Source organism: Catalinimonas locisalis, from assembly GCF_038039535.1.
GTDB lineage: Bacteria > Bacteroidota > Bacteroidia > Cytophagales > Cyclobacteriaceae > Catalinimonas.
Genome location: NZ_JBBPHP010000006.1, coordinates 77,823 through 100,634, shown reverse-complemented (window position 1 = coordinate 100,634; position 22,812 = coordinate 77,823). Strand labels below are relative to the sequence as shown.

19 protein-coding genes are annotated in these 22,812 nt (G+C 40.0%); 10 read left to right on the top strand and 9 right to left on the bottom strand.

Annotation, left to right across the window (positions count from 1 at the left end):
- Window positions 1-300: 300 nt before the first annotated feature.
- On the bottom strand, window positions 301-510 hold the full coding sequence (locus WJR50_RS10365) for a hypothetical protein (protein WP_341293195.1): 210 nt from the start codon (window positions 508-510) through the stop codon (window positions 301-303).
- 188 nt (window positions 511-698) lie between these two features.
- Between WJR50_RS10365 and WJR50_RS10360 the strand changes: the two genes are divergently transcribed.
- The gene (locus tag WJR50_RS10360) at window positions 699-1,289 is read left to right on the top strand and encodes a hypothetical protein (RefSeq protein ID WP_341293194.1); all 591 of its coding nucleotides are present in this window, start codon (window positions 699-701) and stop codon (window positions 1,287-1,289) included.
- 24 nt (window positions 1,290-1,313) lie between these two features.
- Here the strand turns inward: WJR50_RS10360 and WJR50_RS10355 are convergent, their stop codons facing one another.
- The 5 genes from WJR50_RS10355 to WJR50_RS10335 all read right to left on the bottom strand — a co-directional run bounded on the left by WJR50_RS10355 (window position 1,314) and on the right by WJR50_RS10335 (window position 7,359).
- Window positions 1,314-3,803: a bifunctional glycoside hydrolase family 9 protein/polysaccharide deacetylase gene (locus WJR50_RS10355; RefSeq protein ID WP_341293193.1), complete on the bottom strand. Its 2,490-nt coding sequence runs from the start codon at window positions 3,801-3,803 to the stop codon at window positions 1,314-1,316.
- A gap of 62 nt (window positions 3,804-3,865) precedes the next feature.
- Window positions 3,866-4,654, bottom strand: coding sequence for an alpha/beta fold hydrolase (locus tag WJR50_RS10350; RefSeq protein WP_341293192.1), 789 nt, complete (start codon window positions 4,652-4,654; stop codon window positions 3,866-3,868).
- 66 nt (window positions 4,655-4,720) lie between these two features.
- On the bottom strand, window positions 4,721-5,383 hold the full coding sequence (locus WJR50_RS10345; RefSeq protein WP_341293191.1) for a cation efflux transmembrane domain-containing protein: 663 nt from the start codon (window positions 5,381-5,383) through the stop codon (window positions 4,721-4,723).
- Window positions 5,384-5,387: 4 nt separating this feature from the next.
- Window positions 5,388-6,296, bottom strand: coding sequence for a cation diffusion facilitator family transporter (locus WJR50_RS10340; protein ID WP_341293190.1), 909 nt, complete (start codon window positions 6,294-6,296; stop codon window positions 5,388-5,390).
- Window positions 6,297-6,366: 70 nt separating this feature from the next.
- Window positions 6,367-7,359, bottom strand: a complete 993-nt coding sequence (locus tag WJR50_RS10335; RefSeq protein ID WP_341293189.1) for an aldo/keto reductase — start codon at window positions 7,357-7,359, stop codon at window positions 6,367-6,369.
- A 143-nt stretch (window positions 7,360-7,502) separates the two neighbouring features.
- On the opposite strand from WJR50_RS10335, the gene WJR50_RS10330 reads away from it, so the two are divergent.
- The 3 genes from WJR50_RS10330 to WJR50_RS10320 all read left to right on the top strand — a co-directional run bounded on the left by WJR50_RS10330 (window position 7,503) and on the right by WJR50_RS10320 (window position 10,559).
- Entirely contained in the window at window positions 7,503-8,837 is a 1,335-nt protein-coding gene (locus WJR50_RS10330; protein WP_341293188.1) for an LVIVD repeat-containing protein, read from the top strand.
- A complete protein-coding gene (locus WJR50_RS10325) occupies window positions 8,834-9,598 on the top strand; it encodes a hypothetical protein (protein ID WP_341293187.1) in 765 nt (254 codons plus the stop codon). The genes WJR50_RS10330 and WJR50_RS10325 overlap by 4 nt, the downstream gene beginning before the upstream one ends.
- Window positions 9,599-9,743: 145 nt before the next feature.
- Complete coding sequence (locus WJR50_RS10320) at window positions 9,744-10,559, top strand: SDR family NAD(P)-dependent oxidoreductase (RefSeq protein WP_341293186.1); 816 nt, start codon at window positions 9,744-9,746, stop codon at window positions 10,557-10,559.
- A gap of 81 nt (window positions 10,560-10,640) precedes the next feature.
- Here WJR50_RS10320 and WJR50_RS10315 read toward each other — a convergent pair whose 3' ends face one another.
- From WJR50_RS10315 to WJR50_RS10305, 3 genes are all read right to left on the bottom strand, one after another.
- Window positions 10,641-11,891, bottom strand: coding sequence for an alginate export family protein (locus tag WJR50_RS10315; RefSeq protein ID WP_341293185.1), 1,251 nt, complete (start codon window positions 11,889-11,891; stop codon window positions 10,641-10,643).
- A 10-nt stretch (window positions 11,892-11,901) separates the two neighbouring features.
- Window positions 11,902-13,728, bottom strand: a complete 1,827-nt coding sequence (locus WJR50_RS10310; protein WP_341293184.1) for a cache domain-containing protein — start codon at window positions 13,726-13,728, stop codon at window positions 11,902-11,904.
- 448 nt (window positions 13,729-14,176) lie between these two features.
- On the bottom strand, window positions 14,177-15,742 hold the full coding sequence (locus tag WJR50_RS10305) for a hypothetical protein (RefSeq protein ID WP_341293183.1): 1,566 nt from the start codon (window positions 15,740-15,742) through the stop codon (window positions 14,177-14,179).
- Between the two features lie 165 nt (window positions 15,743-15,907).
- On the opposite strand from WJR50_RS10305, the gene WJR50_RS10300 reads away from it, so the two are divergent.
- From WJR50_RS10300 to ilvD, 6 genes are all read left to right on the top strand, one after another.
- Window positions 15,908-17,068, top strand: coding sequence for a 2-isopropylmalate synthase (locus tag WJR50_RS10300; protein WP_341293182.1), 1,161 nt, complete (start codon window positions 15,908-15,910; stop codon window positions 17,066-17,068).
- 54 nt (window positions 17,069-17,122) lie between these two features.
- Entirely contained in the window at window positions 17,123-18,544 is a 1,422-nt protein-coding gene (gene leuC, locus WJR50_RS10295) for a 3-isopropylmalate dehydratase large subunit (RefSeq protein ID WP_341293181.1), read from the top strand.
- Entirely contained in the window at window positions 18,544-19,122 is a 579-nt protein-coding gene (locus WJR50_RS10290; RefSeq protein ID WP_341293180.1) for an O-methyltransferase, read from the top strand. Before leuC ends, WJR50_RS10290 begins: the two co-directional genes overlap by 1 nt.
- Window positions 19,123-19,147: 25 nt before the next feature.
- Window positions 19,148-19,738 carry a 3-isopropylmalate dehydratase small subunit gene (gene leuD / locus WJR50_RS10285; protein ID WP_341293179.1) on the top strand — a complete coding sequence of 197 codons (591 nt, stop codon included), beginning with the start codon at window positions 19,148-19,150 and terminating at the stop codon, window positions 19,736-19,738.
- A gap of 22 nt (window positions 19,739-19,760) precedes the next feature.
- Entirely contained in the window at window positions 19,761-20,843 is a 1,083-nt protein-coding gene (gene leuB, locus WJR50_RS10280) for a 3-isopropylmalate dehydrogenase (RefSeq protein WP_341293178.1), read from the top strand.
- A gap of 262 nt (window positions 20,844-21,105) precedes the next feature.
- Window positions 21,106-22,788, top strand: a complete 1,683-nt coding sequence (ilvD, locus tag WJR50_RS10275) for a dihydroxy-acid dehydratase (RefSeq protein WP_341293177.1) — start codon at window positions 21,106-21,108, stop codon at window positions 22,786-22,788.
- Window positions 22,789-22,812 lie beyond the last annotated feature (24 nt).

Genomic DNA, 22,812 nt, shown 5'->3' with positions numbered 1-22,812 from the left:
AAATTAAAATTCTCCATTGATGAAAAAAATCAATATTTTTTGATAAATATTATTCCAAATCAAAATAAAATTTTTGTCAAAAAAATTTATCTTAAAATTGTAAATGGCATCTATCTGATACGCAATGAGATAAAGTATGGAAATACAAACAAGTAGCCAGAAATTATTGATATTTTAGTACATATCTCACTGGCAAACGAACCCAATAATTATAATAAATTAATGTCTAACGATTAGACTTTAGCTAAAAAATGACATTCTAATCCTTCATCAACTACCTAAGGCTAAGTCTAAGCCTATTTAGTTATCCAGAAAGATATCATGCTTTTTCAACCAATCTTCCCAAGAAGGAATTTTTCTGGCCAAGGGGTGGAGGCAAGGATCATAAAGTATTTCTTTATACTCATCGTATGATCGGGTAAGTAATCTCTGAAACCCCTCGGGTAACTCCGACCATTTCAGTGGTTCTTTTTCTTTCTCCAAAATAATTTTTTCTGATTGTAAATTCATATTCAGTTAAATCCATAAGAATCTGAAAATGTTATACGAAAAAGAGAATTTTTAGATTTATTAACTGGATATTCTGCTTTTTCTTCTTAAAATTCACTTTTGCCAAAAAAGTAAATATAATTAAGATTGTTTTTCAGATGAAAACTGAAACTTTTATAGGCATACATAACATTGACGAATAAAATACCATGATGAATTTTCATAAATTTCCAGCAACTGATATTCCTTCAATTTTTCATCCTTTTGAAAAAGAAGAACCCTTTAGCCATTGCGTAAGTTGCAACAAACTTTTGCTGGAAAATGAAACTGAGTACGTAATTGAAAAAGCCATTAGACAATATCCGGAATATGGAACTACTGATGTAATCTTTGAATACGCAATGTGCTTAGAGTGTGCTGAAAAAATGAGAAATGAACTCTCAAAAGAATCGCTACAGAGAGTGCAAAAATATATGATGCATAAAAGTAATCTGGTTGAGCAAAGTCAAAAATTAAGAGAAGCACATAACTGGGATATTAACGAATGGATTGGTAAATGTGCATTTACCGGTCAGTCTATTAAAGATCAAACTGAATATCAAATATTTGCCCATTGCCGTGGTAACCAGATGGTTTTCTCTATGATGCCATATATGATAAGCAGCCAGGCGATGGACGAGATGGCAGAACTTCTTTCACAAAAAACGCAGGATGAACTCAATCGCTTTGTCAATGATAATTTTGGAATACCTCCCGAACTGAAGAAGCCCATACTTGATAATCCGGTACTGTTGCTCTAAACCGCCATAATCTTTAGTGCATGATCAATAAGCAGTTTCGTCAATTCGGCTAAATTGATAACCTTTCTCCTTCAATTGAGCAATTAATTTATCCAGATGAGTGTAAAGTTTGTCTTCTCTCCTGGGGTCTGTTCCAAAATGAATGAGCAGATTATGTCCATTTAAGCCCGAAGGTGCTGAGTCTGCTTTTTTCAGAATATTTTCTAAGATTTGCTTACTAGAGATATAATTAGCCCCCAACTCCGGATATGTCCAGTCCTGATTACTTGAAGTACCGGCTGTAAAATTGACTAGCTGTAGACCTAATTCTTTTGTCCAAGTAGCAATGGTGTCATTATACCATTCATAGGGAGGAAGGTAAAAGCGAGCCTCATCTTTTTGGATATTGTACTTTTCCATTTCAAGATAATTGTTTTTTAAATCCTTAGTGAAAACACTCCTGCTCACCAATGTTGAATCTCTTTTCTCCCAACTGGCATATAATAGATGCTTATCAGAATGTGCACCCAAGTAATGCCCATCTTTTTTCAAATTAATAATCATATCTCTAAACTCCGGATTCCTATAAAAATCGCCGGTAAAGAAAAATGATGCTTTAATTTGGTGTTGGTTCAATGCCTTGCAAATTTGTATATAACCATCAGCAAATTCATGAGCAGAAAACATAAGGTTAATATTTTTCTTTGTGGAATCCATCCTATTGATAGCTCCAAAAGAATAGTTTAGCTTTCCTTCTGGTCGTTTAATTTGTCCTTCTTTTTCTAAAGCAGAAAGAAAATACACCAGACTGGCGGTGCCATCCATAGTAGGTTCATTAGTAGAATAGTCTCCAAAATCATCATGATAAACCACCAGATCTGACTGAAAATCCGCATAAGGATCTTCATCCATTAAGGTCAAGCCTTTCAGATTATTGAAGATAGAGCCATAAACAGGGCCATCCACCAAGCCTCCGGTAAGTGCATAACCTTCCAGCAGGGTTAGTGAAGAATGTGGCTTGGTAGGGTATTTCCCTCCTTCAGGTAAACCCACTATCATGCTTACTCCCCAGGGATTACAACCAAAAAGCCAGTCACGTAATGCAGCTTCCATCTCAGCAAATTCGCTATCCCCACTAATTATTTGGTATAAATGAGCTTGTGATGCAGCGGCAGCAACCAGATTATTGGAACACCATATGAAAGGTACTCCCATCAAAAAGGGATTATTTTTTCCTTTTGCGTAGATTTTTTCCAGGCCTGATCTCATATAAGCTTTAAAAAACTGGTTTTGAACCAAATCCTGTGAATTAGCAAGAATAGTATGACCTACATTCCAGAATGGATACCACTGGTAATGACGGGCGGTATCCGCTCCCATCCACGGGGTTGTCTTCTCCAACTTTCCATAATAAAGCGCTTTTTCATAAAATTCGGTTTCACTCATCATACCATGCAGTTGCGCAGCAGCTAACTCCATATCGTCCACCCAATTATCTTCCTCATAAAAATAAGGCGCATTGCCGGGAGCAGTCTGGCTTACGCCCAAGTCTGATTCTCCAAATTCAAAAGCTTCAATAGCCTTTTTTTCAAGCTTTCTGGCTAATTCAGGATCACTTTCGCTAAAAACTATTGCTCCGATAGCAAAGGCAGAAGCAAACTTCCCAGCTGAGGAGGATACTCCGGTAGCTCTATTTTTATATTTTAAGCCCTGTGGTTTACCAGTAATAAAGTAAACCGGACGCTCTTTTCCTTTTCCGTAAGACACTGAATCATGATTAGGCAAACGAAAACCTGCATGATCCCTGTCATCAGCAATTTGGTTGTACATTTCACCAGGGGCGGGGTTCATTTTCATAAGCCATTCCAGACCCCAGCGAGCTTCATCTAATACATCCGGAATTCCATTACTCCCTGGCAGTCCGGTAGCATCATATTCGTCACCAAATGAATCTGGATTTTGCTGATAGGCAAAGAGCAGTTGATATACTGCATTGGCAGATGTAGCAGTGTATTGCAGATAGTCCGTAGCATCATGCCAACCTCCGGTTACATTGATATGTGCAGAATCTGCGGATGGATGATAAATCCTGAAGCCATCATGTACATGGCAAGAGTCTTTCAAAAAGGGGTTATATCCGCAACGCTGTTGTCGCATGTAATGAAGTAGAACATCCGCTGAGCCATCGTAAACATCATGACCAATGTTGAAAACAGGAGATGTAGTCTCATTGACTTGTAAATAATAAGCACCTGGTTGTTTGAAATCAGAAAAATTGAGTCTATGCCCACTCTGAAAAGCAGCATAGGCTCCGAAAGATTGTATTTTACCCCCCTCCCAGACTACTTCATGAGTCATCGCATCATGGAGTGTAAAAGCATTTACAGTAGAGTTTTGCTTAGATACCAGCACAGCCACTTTCTGCGATTCAGGTAAGTAGCCTAGCTGGTTGATCCTTATCCAACTTTGTGCTTTTAGGTTATGCTGTAATAGAACTGCTGTTAAAATAATAGAGCAGTAACGGACAATTTGCATTGATCAATTTTTTGGAAAATCAAAAAAACAATCTTGCTTATTTTCCCGCTGATTTACAAGTACTATGGCTTACTTTTGACGGTTTTGATAAAATTAATAAGTGCCTCAATGCTTTCTTTTTTCTGCTCATACATTCCCATGTGTCCACAATTTTCCAGGCTTACCAGTTCAGAATTTCCTCTCGGCAATTTACTTTGCTGCAGCATATCGTCATAAGGTACAGCCTGATCGTCTTTGCCCGCGATAAACAGACAGGGAAAAACTGCCTTTTCTAATACATTAAGTCTTTCCGGACGATCTCGCATAGCTTTGGTGTAAGCTACCGCAGTATCTTTATGGGTATCCGCCACAATTTGCTTCATTACTGCAATTTGAGCAGCCATTTTCTGATGATTTACTGAGGCAAAAAGTGAGGGTACAAAATTTTGAGCAAAAGTTTCAGTTCCATTTTTCTCCAGAAAAGCCGCAGCTTTATCACGATTGGCTTTTTTCTCTCCGCTATCGGCTTTAGCAGTAGAATGAAAAAGACAAAGACCTTTGCAAAGATGCGGGTACAAATCAGCCAAAGCCAGCGACACATATCCTCCCAGTGAATGTCCAACAATGATAGCTCGCTGAACCTTAATGCTTTTTAAAAATTCAGCAACTTCTTCTGCAACACTATCTATGGTAATTTCCTGGGTAATAGTAGGATTTTCACCAAACCCCGGTAGATCCGGTGCTATTACCTGCGCTTCCTTAGAAAGGATTGGGATGAAATCATTCCAGATTTCTTTTCTTTCACAAAACCCATGTAGTAACAGGATAGGAATTCCACTACCCTGATGAATGTACGCTAGCTTATTTTCCATTGGAGAAAGGTTAAAAAATTTACATTTCTAAAGGTCAACGCCCAAAATCCAACTTAAGAACCTTGGTTAACTGCTACAGGCGCCCCCACAACAGTCTTTACCTTTTGTCTTATCAAAAGCTTCTTTTCCTTCTTTAAACGCAAAAAAAGCGATTCCCAATGCTCCTATTGCATCAATATATGGAATATGAAATAATTCATATAAAGCACTGGAAGTGAGTAAAAGTAAAGAAAGATAAAGGCAGGTTTTTGTACAATTAGCATCTGAGATGATGGGACTTGAGTTTAGCGCTTTCCCCGCTTTAATTTTGTAATGTACCAGGGCATACATCGTAATGATGGAGATTACTGAGATAATGATACCCACCCGAGTGGTGTCCGGCTGTTCCCCAGCCACAATGGTTAATACAGAGCTGGCCACAATGCCTACAGCCAATAGATAGAAACTAAAACCCGTAATGCGTAACGCCTGACGTTCAAAGCGGTCTTTCTCCACATTAGGTTTGGTCTGCATGCGATAAATCATATGGGCAATGCCAATACCGGAAATTACCTCTACGAAACTATCGACGCCAAAGCCAAAAAGTGCGAGTGTTTCGTCCTGCATACCAAAATATGTGGATACTACCCCTTCTATCATATTGTAAAAGATAGTAACCATACTCAACCAGAAGGCAATTTGTAACCATTTGCTTCTTTCCTGACCCTGCTTTATGGTAGATGTTTTCATTGCTTTAATGTTTCTGTAATTCACATACTTCTCCCGGCACTTCAAATTGGGTAGTAATGTGATCTATTTGAAAATTCTTTAATACATCATTCACTTTCGTTCTCAGGTCTGCTAATTCAGAGAGCCGCATATTTTCCCTGATTACCAGATGAACTGACAGGATGTTATAATTGCCATCCAATGTCCAGATGTGTGTATCATGCATTTCCTGTATATCTTCAATGGACGCCAGCGCAGCTTTTACCTTTTCAATATCTACATTTTCGGGTATAGCCTGTAAAAATATATTCATGACCTGACGCAGATTCTGGAAAGCGTTCCAAAAGATATAAACCGCAATACAGAGAGAAAGAATTGGATCTATAATGGGTAAGTCAGCAAATATCATCACAATACTACCGACCAGTACGGCAGCCCAGCCCAGTACATCTTCCATCAAATGAAGCATCACCGTCCGTTGGTTAATAGACTTACCCCCTTTTTTCAATCGGAATACTGCTGCACCATTGAATACAAGCCCGGCAATTGACAAATAGAGCATACCCTGAGCGTTCACTGATTCAGGATTGATCAGGCGGGGTACGGCTTCAACAATAATTATTACTGAACCTGCTAAAAGTATCACTGAGTTGATAAGTGCGCTAAGTGGAGAGAAGCGTTTATAACCGAATGAATACTTATTACTCCTCCCCTTTTGAGAATAATTCTCAAGAAAAAGTGAAGAACCGATAGCAAAAGTATCTCCCAGATCATGAATAGCATCCGATAATATAGCCATAGAATTGGTAAACCATCCCCCTATAAACTCTATGATCGTAAAGCTAAGGTTTAGAAAGAAGGCAACTTTTAAATTGCTACTTATCGCATGATGATGTCCATCTTCATGATCATGTTCTCCATGATGATGCCCCATTGATTTTTTTGTTTATCAAAAAATGATACTCATATATTAAACATAAAGAATCAAAGAAGTTTCCCTAAAGCTATTGAATTCTGGATTTTCCTTCCCACAAGTCGGGATTCTTGCCTAGTTTCTGCTTAAGTGGGTCAGTTGCTTTATTAAGTTGCTCCAATACATCATCATTCAATTTCAACTCGGCAGCTTTGATATTTTTCTTGACCTGCTCTGCATTTCTTCCGCCAACGATCACGGAACCCACTGTTGGCTGCGCCATTAGCCAGGCAATACTCACTTCTACCATGGGCTTACCGATTTGGTCTGCGATGCTTTTAATTTGCCTCAAGGTCTCAAAAGTTTCCTTTTCAAAACCTGATTCCCCATGGCGGGTCTGTGATCTTTGAGAAGAAAAATGACGGGTTCTGGCTCTATCATCGGGCACTTCTTCGGGAGTTGAAAATTTGCCAGTGAGCAAACCCTGCATAATAGGTGAATAGCAAAGGATGGGTAGGTGGCGGTTTTTACATTCGGGAAGTACTTCATATTCAATCGCCCGCCAGATAAGGTTATAAGGAAGCTGATTACTGCTGATTTCGTCAGTATACTTAAATGCTTCAGTCAAATCCTGCTTGCCAAAATTAGAGACGCCAAAGGCCCTGATTTTACCTTCTTTTTTTAACTCTACCAAAGCCCCCATAGTCTCTTCAATGGGTATTTCCGGATTTGGCCAGTGTAGTTGTAACAAATCCAGACGATCGGTATTGAGTGCTTTTAAGCGTTCTTCAGTTGCTTTCTTCACATCATCAAATGAAAAGTCAGCCGGTTTGATCTTGGTGGCGATGATTATTTTTTCTCTGACTTCTCTTAATGCTTTGTCAATCAGGTTTTCTGAGGCGCCACTGCCATACATTTCGGCAGTATCAAAAAAATTGATGCCCATTTCGTAGGCAGTTCTCAGCGCATCAATAGAATCTTTTTCATCCTGAGGGCCCCAGTTGAATCCTCCTACAATGGCCCAGGCTCCAAAAGCAATTTCTGTTACTTCAAAATCGGTGTACGGTAGTTTAATGCAAATCATAAAAAATCATTTTGGGTTGAAATTAAGCCTTTCTGTAGAATAGGCAACTTAAAGGCAATATTTCAAAAAAATATATCCCGATTCCAACGTTCCTCCTTATCTAAGTGTCTCAGTAATAAGTATTCCACCATACCAATAATACTATGGAAACCATTACCATCGCTCCCCAAACAAAAAGAAAGTTACTATTTTATCTGGTTTTTAACCTTACAGCTATTTTTTCTCTACTGCTGTTGAACCAGTGTACCGACAAGGTAGAGGTGACTCGTACCTACAAGTACATGACACCGGTGTATATGACCACTACTGAGTTACGTGCTTCGGTGGATGTGCTTCCTCCTCGCACGATCAAAAAGGCCGGAAAAATTTATTTTCTCAATAACCACCTCTTTCTCAACGATCCGGGAGAAGGTATCCATATTATTGACAATTCTAATCCGGCAGATCCTGAAAGATTGGCCTTTATCAATATCCCTGGTAATTATGATCTGGCAGCAAAGGGTAATTTTCTTTACGCAGATAGCTTTATTGATTTACTGGTATTTGACATTAGTGACGTCAATGATATCCGTGAGGTAAACAGAGTAGAAAACGTATTTCCTCTCCATACTTCCTACGGTGGTTTTCCGGTGGAAGAGGGACAGGTCATCACCGAATGGGTGGAGCAGGAAACCACTGAAGTTATTGAAGGAGAAATGGACCCGCTGGCAACAGGAATGTTCTACTACCGTGGTGGTATTGCTTTTACTGCCACCGCAGATGTAGCCAATTTCGCTTTAGAAAGTAATTCAGGTTCTTCTGGTGGGCAACAAGGAGTCGGTGGTTCTATGGCTCGCTTTGCCATAGTTGGTGATTATCTGTATACCATTGACGATTATAATATGCAGGTTTTTGACATCAGTCAGGAGACAAATCCTCAGGAGCAGGGCGAAGATATCAATGTTGGATTTATGATAGAAACCATTTTCCCTTACGAAGACAAACTCTTTATCGGTGCTCAGAATGGTATGCATATCTATGACAATGCTGATCCGGCAAATCCTCAACATGTATCAACCTACGAACATATTACAAGTTGTGACCCCGTAGTGGTTGAAGGAAATACCGCCTATGTAACTTTAAGAAATGGAACCGAGTGTCAGGGGTTTGTCAACCAACTGGAAGTAATAGATATTGAAGATCCCTACAATCCTCAATTGGTAGAGACTTATGCCATGGAACATCCGCACGGCCTGGGAATTGATGAGGGAACATTATTTATATGTGAAGGTGAATTTGGCTTAAAAGTTTTTGATGCTAGTGACAGAGAAGCTATCAGTGAAAATCAATTGGCTCATTTTGATGATATCCATGCCTACGATGTCATCCCCCTGAATAATGTGCTGATGCTTATCGGTGATGATGGGCTGTATCAATATGATTATAGTGACCCAACCAATATTGAACTACTAAGTATCATTTCAGTTCCATCGCTATGAGGGCAGTATTTATTACAAGTTTGCTCATTCTAATAAGTGTAGCACTACAGGCTCAACAGAAAGTAAATGTTGTACTAAAAAACGGAAAGATCGTGTACGGCACATTGGTTCACTCCGTATTTGAAGATTTTATTACCCTTGAATACAGTGAGCTGGAAAGAGAAAACATTCCTATAGAGAAAATCAGTAGCATTCATTTTGGTGAATACCAGGCAAAAGAAGTTGAAGAAGCAAGTAAAGCCTTTTTCCGAAGGGAAAGAGGCTTTTTTCATACTATCAACTTTCAGCTACTTTTTGGGCAGGATAGCGAAGGCTATGGCTACACCAATGTCTCTTTTCATACCATAAATGGTTTCGCTTTCAGTCCCAGATTTATGCTCGGTGGCGGGGTTGGATTGGACAAATACGGTGATTTTATGGTCACTCCACTATATGCCAGCCTACGTGGGCTTATTACGGAGCGCAAAGTTAGTCCCTACTATTATTTCAATGGAGGCTGGGGATTTATGTGGAAACCTGAGGACCAGGCTGACTGGATAGATTATCAGGATGCTGAGGGTGGATATCATCTGCAAGCAGGGCTGGGTTATCAAATCAATATGAAAGAGTCTGCTTTCACTGTAAGTGCCGGTTACCGCCTGCAAAACACACACCTTACTTATACGATGAATGGCTGGGACTGGGGAGGCCAGACTGAAACTATAATTGATGAAGAGCGCTTACTCAGAAGATTTGTATTGAGCCTGGGTTATACATTCTAATCAGTTCTATTTTCAGACTTTCATTATCTACCAAAGAAAAAGCTAGCTGAGTTTATTAGTATTCTCCTTCAATAGGATATAACACAATCGCCATTTTCAGGTTAGTATTATTGTTAATTTTTTAACAGTACTAACAAATTTTTTTATGAATTTATTAATAGAAGGAAAAACAGCAGTAATTACCGGTGCAGATTCTGGCATTGGCAAATCTACTGCCATAAAGCTCGCTCAGGAAGGAGTAAATATAGTAATCAGTGATATTGATAAAGAGCAGTTGGAAAAGACTGCAGAAGAAGTTCGCTCTCACTTAAGTGGTGTCAATCAGGTCAATACCATTGTGGCTAATTTGAAAAACCTAAAAGAAGTAGAACAATTGGCCGAAGAAGTAAAAGCCAAATACAGGGGCGCTGATATCCTAGCGCATTGTGCAGGTGCCAGAGGCGCTGCCGGTGATTTTTTAGAGCTAACAGATGAAGACTGGCAGGAAACCATAGATATTGATCTGATGGGGGCGGTAAGAGTTTCCAGAGCTTTTATCCCGCAGATGCAATCTAAAGGTTGGGGCAGATTGGTGTTAATTTCATCTGAAAATGCCATGCAGCCCTATGAAGAAGAAAGCCCTTACAATGCTTGCAAAGCAGCAATTGTCAATCTTTCTAAGTGTCTGTCTCGTGCGTATGCAAAAGATGGTCTGCTGGTCAATTGTGTTTCTCCGGCATACATAGAAACGCCAATGACCAATAAGATGATGGAACAACTGGCGGATGAAAGAGGTACTTCAGTGGATGAAGCAGTGCAATGGTTTCTAAAAAATGAAAGGCCTCACATTGAGGTTCAGAGAAGAGGCCAGGCAGAAGAAGTAGCCAGTGTCATTGCTTTCTTATGTTCTGACCTTGCAAGTTTTGTAAACGGAAGCAACTACCGTGTGGATGGCGGCTCAGTAGAAACTGCATTTGGGTAAAACAGATTCTGGCAGAGTCTAACCTCTCTGCCAGATACCTAACTTGGCTTGGTTAATAAAGAATTTAATTTTTTCAGAATTCTATTGAAATTTGAAAGATGCCTGTAACCAAAACCAGTTAGCAAGCTCATCCTTACTACCTCTTCCCTTGAGCACTTCCATACTTTCGGTAGCAAACATCTGTGAATAGCCTCCCTTGATTTTCACATTATCGTAAGCAACATATTCAAAACCTAAATCCAGTTCCTCTCCCAGATGGCTTTCAACCGGAGATTGAAGATCAGACATCGGAGCCAATGTTGCCTGGGTATAAAAAGAATGTAAATCAAACATTGTGGTAAGCCGAGGCAAAGGCTTGTATTTGAAACTAAAAACAATATCCTCCAGGCCGGTAGGGGGCGTAAAGTTTAGATAAAAGTAATCCAGATGCCCATAGTATTTATGCCGATAACCGTATAGTACATCAAAAGAATTAGTTTCCTGATTAAGAGGATTCATCATTTTCTCGGTGTCGGTTCCTGATAGAATGTCTGCTTTAAATAAAAGTTGAAAATTTTTGCTAAGATAATAAGCTGCCTGAGCAGAAATCATATAGGCACGTTTATGATCAACATCTAACCCTTCACCAAATTGCCGATACGCCAACCCTCTGAACGAAAACCTATTTTGTTGAAAATACAGATTTCCTCCAACTGTATGATCATAAGCTATCGTAGAATCAGCTCGCTGTAGCCCCCGGTTGATCGCTTTGAATGAAGCTCTCCACTGTTTGGAAAACTCTTTTTCCAGCCACAACATTTGCAGATTTTTATAGTAATCTTCCTGATCATAGAAGCTATCAAAGTTACTTGCCCTATTCTGGCTGTAGCCAGCCACTAAATGCGCTTGAAAAGTGGAATCTTGAAATTTAAGCACTCCAACATCATGTGTTCTTCCTGGTTGTCCCCAGTTACGCGGATTAAAGAGATGACCATCGTCATAATCCAATTCCTGGCGGCCAATTTTAAGCTTCCACTTATCTGCAATATTTGCCTGTGCCCATCCTTCATAAAGATTAAATGTTGATGCATCTCCCCTATCTCCCTGTTCACCCCAGACTCTTACATCCTGAATTGATAAATAAGCTTCCCATTTATTTTCAAATGTATAGCCAAGATTCAAACGGCTGCGCTGCGAAATATGTACACCTGCTTTATCTTCAGTTCCGGGTAAATCTCTTGCTCCGTGCCTATACTCAAATCGTGGACGAATTTCTCCCCCAAGCTTGAATTGAGCATGTACGTTAACTATACCTGCCAAAATGAAAATTACAATCAGTAAAGTATATCTCACTACTATAGATTTAGGCAGTTTCAGATGTTTTTATTTGGCTTCTAAGTGCCTCAATTTCCTGCTGCAGCTCTCTGTTTAGTTGTTCCAGTTCTTTCTGCTTGCGTGCCATTTCCTCTTGAGTAGCCTGCATTTCCTCCTGATTCTGTCGCAATTCTTCTTCCTGAGCCTGCAACTGATTGGACATACCCTGACTTTCTTCCAGCAACTTCTTGGTACGCATATTCACCCTCAATGAGCTTACTGTAGAAGAAATACTCTGGCAGAGCTGCTCCAGGAAATCAAACTGATAATCTTGTAATGCATGAAAACTTGCGATTTCAAGAATACCCATCACTTCCTCATCATGGATCAGTGGTATAATTGCAATAAAGGAAGGAGGGGCCTGGCCTAACCCGGAAGTGATTTTGATATAATCTTCGGGAATCTCGGTAAGAACTATCTTCTCTCTTTCCAGAAAACACTGACCGATAAGGCCTTCACCGATTTCTATTTTACTAGACAGAAATTTTTTCTTTCCATAAGCATAGGTTGCAATCTGTACGAGATATGGCGTATCTGACTCTTCTTCGTCCAGTATGTAGATAGCTCCCTGGTTTACCTTCATGTAATCCGCAATGTGTTTGAGAATTTCATCTCCCAACACCTCCAAATTTTCGTTATTCTTTCGGAGAATTTCTACAAACTTTGCTAATCCACCTGTTACCCAGTTTCGTTTTTCGTTTTCTTCTGCATTAGCTTTCAGCTTATCGCGCATTTGTATCAATTCGTTACCCAGTACATCTTCATCACTGAGTACCTGGAAATCAGAGTCAAGCTTCCCCTCTCCTATCTGCTTGGCAAACGTTGTGTACTGATTCATTCCTTCTACCAGATTGTTCATTGAAGCCATCATCATCCCCAGCTCATCTTTGCGCTTTACTTCCAGCAGATCTGTCATTTTGCCCTCAGCGAGCAGCCCAAGGCGCTCCTGTATCTTATTGATGCTTTGCGCGAGGTTATCACTGAATCTGAAGGTTATCACATTTCCTATTATCAAGAGTACCGCAGCAACCAATATGTATCTGATAATGATGTCTTTGATCTGTGCGTGCACGGCAGCTTCTTTTGCAGCTACTACTACTTCTATCTGGTCAATATAGATGCCTGTAGAAACAATCCAGCCCAGGGGCTTAAACAGCTTTGAATAAGAAAGTTTATCAAACACCTCTTTGGTATCGGGTTTTTCAATGATGTATTCTATATAAGCTTCTCCCTGCTTGACACAACCTTCTACTCTGGCCTGATAAATATTCTTTTGCTGATGCTTTTCTGTATTATATTTCTCATCACTCATCACTTTACCTGCATTTTGCGGATTTGCAGCATGCATCAGCATGGTAGGATAAGGTAAAGCATTATCGGTAATCCAGAAATATCCTTCCTCTCCATCAAAACGAATAGTTGCCAACTCCTTCAACACCTCATTCATCATCTGCGCTCTGGCCTGATCGCCATAGGTAGCAAGTAGATCTTCAGCTGTCACATCGTCTTCTTCGTCAAGAAGGTTTTCATCTTCCGTAACAGATAAACTTTCAGTATATTCCGGGAGGGTATGGATATAGCTCAGGACATATTCTGTATCCTGGGTCTTCTCATATTGTGTTTTGACCATGCCGTAGGCTACATCTACAATGTCCACCAGATAGTCCTTTTTACTCGCTATTTGGGTCTTCTCAAAATCAATAATTTCCTTCTGTCCCTTTGTTCGGATATTATAAATAGATATAAAGCAGATGATCAGTATGCTCAGACTTAATAGCAGCGATACTGATAAAATAATTTTCTTCTTAATTTTCATATTTGTGCAACAAAAAATGATTGGTTGAATAATCTTTTGAATCCGCAGCACAATGTTCTCAAAAAAGAAGAATTAATTCGTTTCAATACCTAGTAATAGCTTACACCGCTACCTTATCATAGCATAGTGTGCTGAAGTGTATCTAAAAAAATTCAGGAAATTTAAAAATCAAAAATACAGTATGGGAAAGCCTACCAGATTGACAATAAGGGGCTAATTTTAAGATTAATACTGATTTTTTTGTAAAAAGTAGGACATAATGATATCCGCAACTTATTAATACTGAGAGTTTAGAAATACATTCTTTTTAAGTTTTGAAAGTAAAATTTGTCATATGTATAGTATTTCCTTAAGTATATTAACTTAAGACACTTTAGGATTTTAAGCCTTTTCAAATGATTTTACAGGTATCAGCTTGTTCGCAAAATAACTTCACTACCCTTTTGTGTTAAGCAGCACGCATTTGATCTTCTTTAATTTTTTGTCTTGCTTTTTCCTGAATCACTTCTTGTACACTTCTTTTCTGTATTTTACTTTCCAGCCAGGAAATAATGTCAAAGTAGCTAAATGAACGGCTTTCGTAGGGGTTGTCAATCAAGGTAAGTAATTGCGATCTCAGGTTCTCAAACCTTTTGACCAGTTCGCTCTCAGTAGTTTCTTTGGTCAAATTCTTCAAAAATTTGAGTATATACTTCTGATAGTTGTTCAGGTCATCTTTGGCAAGCAGAAAACGATAAGTTGATTTGATATAATAATCAATAATGTCAGTATTGCCCAGTTCAAAGTGGCTGATCAGGTTGAGAATTCGGGCAAAACAATGTACATCTTCTCTAAGGTCTACATTTTGCTCATTGATGATTTTCTGTAGCCAGTACACAGCCATTTTATGGTTGCTATTCCCAACATACATACAGGCTATTTTGTAATAAAAAATAATGGTGGAGTGCTTACCCAACTTATCTACAAACTGGTCCAGATCGCGTTCAATTTTGGTTACCAGCGAGATCCCCGCATTAAAATCCCCCGTAAGGAAGTAACGGTTGATATCATGAATAGTAATGTACTTAAACAACATCGCCCTGATGTTCTCATTGAGCTCTATACCAGGAATATGATAAACATTTTTTAGTTTTTGAGCAGAGGCTACAAATTCACCATATTTCATCAGCTTGTTTTGGGCAATCATCAGGCTATGGATTCCCCGGATGTACATAATGGTCTTAAGCGGAATGAATTCAGGTGTTTCTTCAAATAGATTTACCCATTTATTGGCATAGGCATAAGCTTTGTCAAACTCCTGAATAAAGAGGTAATAGGCAACATAAACATTGTAAAGGTTGAGTTTTTCATTAAATGACAAATTTTCTTCGTTAAAGCTTGGCATACTACTTCTGATAAACTGCTTCACCTCTTCCAGATATTCTTCTTTTCTCACAAACCCGGTTTTTGTATACCAGTTATTGAGCCGTACCAAGATGTTGGATAGCGTATTGATATTATAGATCCTGGTGTTTACATCCTTAACCTCATTGATAATCGCATTTACCTTTTCCGGATTTTCATTCCCGATTCCCTGAGCGACTACCTGCTTCTCCATTTTCAGGATCTCCAGCATCAGCTCCAGATTATCATTTTTATGAGCCAGCTTCCTGGCTTTCTTCAGAAGCTTATTGCACTGATTGTACAATCCACGGTCAAAGAGCAATTGGGCATGGTCAATCAACTCTCTTATACTTATATCTTTATTTTTTTTGAGATGAAAAGAACGCATGGTGTGAAGAAGCCGATGATATAAGTGTGCCTTGAGATTGGAAAATTGCTGTGGGCTAATTTCAGCTTCACATTTTAGGATCATATCCTCATCATAAACTTTCTGCCTATCAATAGCTTGGAAAAGTTTCAGTGACTTTTGGTCTTCACCATACACCTGCATCTGTAGTTTGAAATATCGCTTTTCACTGGATGATAAAGATTTAATCAAGTGAAATAAATCTTCCGACTTCTGCTTTGACATCGTATTTATTTTAGCCTTAAAACCTACAATAATAGGCTATTTAGCTAATAATTAACCTTAATCAAAACCATCAGACATGATAAAAATCATTTTTTTTGACTTTTTTACACAAAATCATTGTTCTATTTTTCCAGCAAAACATAAAAATAAATAAAATTAAATTTTATGGCGGACCAAGTCTATATTTTTGATACTACTTTAAGAGACGGTGAACAGGTGCCCGGCTGTCAATTGAATACTGAGGAAAAAGTAATCATTGCCAAAGCACTAGAGCAGTTGGGAGTAGATGTTATAGAAGCAGGTTTTCCGATATCTAGTCCTGGAGACTTCAAATCAGTCATTGAGATTTCCAAGGCGGTTTCCAATCCGGTGATTACCGCACTATCCAGAGCGGTTGAAAAAGACATAGACCGGGCAGCGGAAGCCCTGGAGTTTGCCAAAAGAGGACGTATCCATACGGGTATCGGAACTTCCGACCAACATATTTATACCAAGCTTCGCTCCGATAGAGACAAAGTGTTGGAAAGAGCAGTAGCTGCTGTAAAACATGCCAAAAAATATGTGGAAGATGTAGAGTTCTATGCCGAAGATGCCGGTAGAACTGATCAAGAGTACTTGGCTCGTGTGCTAGAAGCTGTGATCAAAGCAGGGGCTACCGTACTGAATATTCCGGACACTACTGGATTTTGCCTACCAGATATGTACGGTGAAAAGATTAAATACCTCAAAGAAAATGTGGCAGGTATTGACAAAGCTATACTTTCTACGCATTGCCATAATGATCTGGGCTTAGCGGTAGCCAACTCAATTTCTGCCGTCAGACATGGTGCCCGTCAGATAGAATGTACCATCAACGGCATTGGTGAAAGAGCAGGAAATACATCGCTGGAAGAAGTAGTGATGGTGATGAAGAAACATCCTGAAATCAACCTGACTACCAATATAAATACCCGACAGATTTATCCTACCAGTCAGCTGGTATCCAAATTAATGAATATGCCGGTGCAGGCAAATAAAGCGGTGGTAGGTAAAAATGCATTTGCCCACTCTTCCGGAATCCATCAGGATGGGGTCATCAAAAACCGCGAAAATTATGAAATTATTGACCCTGTAGAAGTTGGTGTAGACAAATCATCCATTATTCTTACCGCCCGCAGCGGACGTGCCGCCCTCAACCACAACCTTAAAAGCATTGGAGTTGATCTCTCCAAAGATGAGCTAGAAGTTGCCTACGAAAAGTTTCTGGACCTGGCAGACCAGCTCAAAATTGTGCAGGATGAAGACCTGCGAAAGTTAGCTGACGAACTTTCTTCTAAGTCAGTATAAGCATAATCATTATTCACTAACACTACTTTCTGGATTAACAGCAATCATAATCTTATGCCTGGTAAAACATTATTTGATAAAATTTGGGATAAACACGTTGTCAGCAGTATTGAAAATGGCCCTGACGTACTTTATATAGATCGTCATTTCATTCATGAAGTAACCAGTCCTCAGGCCTTTGCTGGATTGGACAAGAGAGGAATCAAAGTTTTTCGTCCTAAACAAACTATTGCCACTGCTGACCATAACGTACCTACAAAAGACCAGCACCTGCCTATCAAAGAAGCACTTTCTCGTACGCAGGTCAACAAACTGACAGAAAATTGTGCTAACCATGATATTGAATTGTACGGCCTTGGCCATCCTTACCAAGGGATTGTGCACGTAATTGGTCCTGAGCTTGGCATTACCCAGCCGGGCATGACTATGGTTTGTGGTGACAGCCATACTTCTACGCATGGTGCTTTTGGTTCAATCGCGTTTGGCATAGGTACCAGTGAGGTGGAGCAGGTTTTGGCTACGCAGTGCGTACTTCAGGCCAAGCCCAAAAAGATGAAAATTGAGATTAATGGCACTCTTGCCAAAGGTGTCACTTCAAAGGATATCATTCTCTACATCATTTCTAAGATTTCAGCCAGTGGTGGAACCGGCTACTTTGTAGAGTATACTGGTTCAACCATACGAAGCCTATCTATGGAAGCCCGCATGACAATCTGCAATATGAGCATAGAGATGGGTGCCCGAGGGGGAATGATTGCGCCTGATGAAACTACTTTTGCTTACGTAAAAGGCAGAAAATTCGCGCCTCTGGGTGAAGAATTTGATAAAATGGTTGAATACTGGAAAACACTACCTACTGATCCCGATGCTGAATATGACCTGGAATATCATTATGATGCATCAGACATTGAACCTATGATCACCTACGGCACCAATCCGGGCATGGGCATCAAGATCACGGAAAATGTTCCTGCTTTAGAATCTATTGAAAAAGACGAACAGGTTTCGTTCAGTAAATCATTGGATTACATGGCGCTGTCACCACAGGAAAAGCTCCTGGGCAAAGCTGTAAACTATGTATTTATTGGTAGCTGTACCAATGCCCGTATTGAAGACCTGCGCATGGTAGCTTCGTTGGTGGAGGGTAAACAAAAAGCTTCTAATGTGAATGCGATGATTATCCCCGGCTCCCGACAAGTTGAGAAACAGGCCCGTGAAGAAGGTCTGGATAAAATTCTGGAAGCGGCAGGTTTTGAACTCCGTCAGCCCGGTTGCTCTGCCTGCTTAGGAATGAACGAAGATAAAGTACCAAGAGGAGAATACTGTGTTTCTACATCCAACAGAAACTTTGAAGGAAGGCAGGGTCCCGGGGCAAGGACCTTCCTTGCCAGCCCGATGACTGCTGCTGCTACAGCGCTCAAAGGCTACATCACAGACGTACGCGAAATGCTTGAAGAACCAGAATTGGTATCATAATGAATGACAGCATGATCTCCGGTATTCCTACGGCTTTAGACCTGATAGAAGACAAAGCCAAATCCATTGGGTTTAATATGTCTTCCGATCGTCAGGTAGGCTCTATATTAAGAACATTGGTTGCCTCAAAACCTCAGGGAAATTTCCTGGAGCTGGGTACCGGTACAGGTTTGTCACTCTCCTGGATTGTTGAAGGAATGGACAAATCCTCCAAAGTAATTTCTATTGATAATGATCCTGACCTGATCAATTTTGCCAGTGAGATTTTTAAAGATGACCAAAGAGTTCAGCTAATTTGTACGGATGGAAGCCAGTGGATCAACAAATATTGTGGAGAAGGATTTGACCTGGTATTTGCCGATGCCTGGCCAGGAAAATACAGCGAGCTTGAGAAGACACTAAATATGCTTAATACGGGAGGCTTATATGTGATTGATGATATGCTTTTTCAAGCCAACTGGCCCGATGGACATCAGGAAAAAGTTGAATCGCTTATTGCTCATCTTGAGCAACGAGATGATATCCACTTAACCAAAATGAATTGGTCTACTGGGCTGATTATAGCTACTAAAATTTAAATAAGAACTTCTGAACATAACCCTAATGGATAAATTTTCAACACTGACATCTACCATCGTTCCAATTCCAACTCGGAATATAGATACTGACCAGATTATACCTGCCAGATTTCTTAAAGCTACTACCAGAGAAGGTTTTGGCGATAATCTTTTCAGGGACTGGCGCTATGATGATGAAGGTAAGCCTAAAGAAGACTTTATTCTTAATAATCCAGAGGTGTCTGGCAAGATATTGGTGGCAGGAAAGAACTTTGGCTGTGGCTCAAGCCGTGAGCATGCGGCCTGGGCAATATACGATTATGGATTCAAAGTGGTAGTCTCTAGCTTTTTCGCTGATATTTTCAAAAACAATGCTTTGAACAATGGTCTTCTGCCAGTTCAGGTTACTGATCCTTTCTTGCAATCCATATTTGAGATGTATGAAGCAAATCCTGATCTGAAATTAAAGATTGACCTTTCTGATCAAACCCTTTCTATAGAAGGAAGTGATAAGCAAGAAACCTTTGAAATTAACGATTATAAAAAATACTGTCTGTCTCAAGGCTACGATGATATAGATTACCTACTTAGTCAACAAGAAAAAATAGAGGCTTACGAGCAAGAAAATACTTACTAATTATTCTTTATCTAATTCTAATATGCAGAAAAAAATAGCAGTACTAGCAGGCGACGGAATTGGTCCCGAAGTAACTAAGCAGGCACTCAAGGTTTTACGTGCGGTTGCGAAAGCCTACGACCACCAATTCACTTTTCAGGAAGGGTTGGTAGGTGCGGCAGCCATTGATGCAACTGGGGATCCCTTTCCTAGAGAAACAGAGGAGCTTTGTCTAGATTCAGATGCTGTCTTGTTTGGGGCAATTGGTCATCCTAAATATGATAATGATCCAAATGCTAAAGTAAGACCCGAACAAGGTTTGCTGGCTATGAGAAAAAAGTTGGGTCTTTTTTCCAATGTACGTCCGGTCAAAAGTTACGAAGCTATCAGCCATATATCTCCCTTGAAGGAGCATATTGTAAAAGATGTTGACTTTGTTGTGTTCCGTGAACTCACCGGTGGAATTTACTTCGGAGAGCCCAGAGGTCGTAATGAAAAGGGAGATACCGCTTTTGACACTTCCATCTATACCAAAGAGGAAATCCTTAGGATAAGCAAGCTGGCCTTTGAAGCAGCGAAGAAGAGGAAGAAACACGTTACACTGGTAGATAAAGCCAATGTACTGGCAACTTCCAGACTGTGGCGTGAAACGGTTCGTGATTGCTGCAAAGACAATCCAGATGTGAAGTTAGATTACATGTACATTGATAATGCTGCCATGAAACTGATTCAGAATCCTGGGTATTTTGATGTAGTGCTTACTGAAAATATGTTTGGCGATATCCTTACCGACGCTGCATCAGTGATTACCGGTTCATTAGGCATGCTTCCTTCTGCTTCTATGGGAGAAAAAGTAAAGCTATTTGAACCTATCCATGGATCGTACCCTGAAGTGGCCGGTTTATCCAAAGCAAATCCTATAGGCGCAATACTTTCTGCAGCCATGTTGCTCAACTATGCTTTTGGAATGACAGAAGAAAGCAATGCAATCAAAAATGCAGTAGATCAATCTTTGAAAGAAGGATATGTCACTGAAGATATCAATGCTGATAAGCATTATAGTACTGAAGAAGTTGGCGATAAGATCGCAACCCTGGTGTACATGTCTAAAAAAGTACATGCTTAATTATTGATTATTCAATAAATGATAAAAATCTCTTCACAAGTTTGTAACAATTAGTAAGATTATTTATGTTTACTTTTATAACTGATACAGAGTTTTATCATGAAGACAGTGAATTCTATTCTTTCTATCGTCCTTATTATTGTGGTGGTCACTCAAAAGACGGGGTGAGAATAGAATTATATTATCATATGTAAGCTCTTCTCACTCCTGGGAAGGGCTTTTTTTATTCGAAAAATTAAACAGCACACAGCCTTACTTATCAATGGAAAAAAAACTTAACAAATACAGTCAGACCATCACTCAGGATGAGTCATTACCTGCTGCACAAGCCATGCTCTATGGCGTAGGCTTAAAAGATGAAGACTTTGAAAAGGCGCAGGTAGGGATTGTCAGCACGGGTTATGAAGGAAACACCTGCAACATGCACCTCAATGGCTTCGCCAAAGATGTGAAGGAATCTGTAGTGGCCAACGACCTTGTAGGTTTGATTTTTCATACAATTGGTGTAAGTGATGGGATGTCTATGGGTACCAAAGGGATGTCCTACTCCCTACCCTCCCGTGACATTATCGCTGATTCTATAGAAACTGTAGTGAATGCCCAGTGGTACGATGCCGTGGTGCCTATCGTTGGCTGTGATAAAAATATGCCGGGTGCTATGATGGCTTTGTCCAGGCTGAATCGTCCTTCTATCCTTGTATATGGTGGAACCATAAGCCCAGGTCATTATAAAGGGGAAGACCTCAATATTGTATCTTCTTTTGAAGCTTACGGTAAAAAAATTACCAATCAGATTACTCCAGAAGACTTCAAAGAAATTATCAAGCACTCCTGCCCTACTGCGGGTGCCTGCGGGGGTATGTATACGGCTAATACTATCGCATCAGCAATAGAAGCCATGGGTATGAGTTTGCCTTACAGTTCATCTAACCCAGCTACCAGTGCTGCCAAAAAAGAGGAGTTAAAGCTAGTCGGCCCGGCCATCTATAATTTGCTTAAAGAAGATATTAAGCCCCGAGATATTATTACCAAAGCATCATTAGAAAATGCGCTAACCCTGGTAATGGCCTTGGGGGGTTCAACCAACGCAGTACTTCACCTCATTGCGATTGCCAAAGCTGCTGAAATTAGCCTCAATATGGATGATATTCAGCGAATGAGTGATAAAACGCCTTTCCTGGCTGACCTTAAGCCTAGCGGTAAGTATCTCATGGAAGACCTGCACAATGTAGGCGGAATACCTGCAGTCATGAAAATGTTGTTGGAGGAAGGCTTTCTTCACGAAGATTGTCTTACCGTCACTGGCAAAACTATCAAAGAAAACTTGCTGGAAGTGAAAGGGCTGAAAGAAGATCAAAAAGTTATTTATCCGGTTTCCAGCCCGCTCAAAGAAAGCGGTCACTTGCAGATGCTCTACGGGAATTTGGCTCCTGAAGGCTCAGTTGCCAAAATTACTGGCAAAGAAGGCCTTCGCTTTGAAGGAGCTGCTAAAGTGTTTGATAGTGAAGATGACGCAAATAAATCCATTACCAACAATGAAGTAAAAGCTGGTGATGTTGTCGTCATCCGCTACGAGGGACCAAAAGGCGGGCCCGGAATGAGAGAGATGCTAAAACCTACATCTGCTATCATGGGAGCTGGTCTTGGTAAAAGTGTTGCCCTGATCACTGATGGTCGCTTTTCAGGCGGCACGCACGGTTTTGTGGTAGGTCATATCACACCGGAAGCCTACGAAGGTGGAGCTATAGCCCTGCTTAAAGATGGGGACAAAATCATCATTGATGCCAACAACAATCAACTCAGTGTTGAACTAAGTGACGAAGAACTTCATTCAAGACTAAAGGAATGGAAAAAACCTGAGCCCCGAGTAAAAAACGGAATTTTATATAAATACATGAAAAATGTTTCGTCAGCATCTGAAGGATGTGTGACTGATCAATTTTAATTCAAATTTATTGACGAATCTATA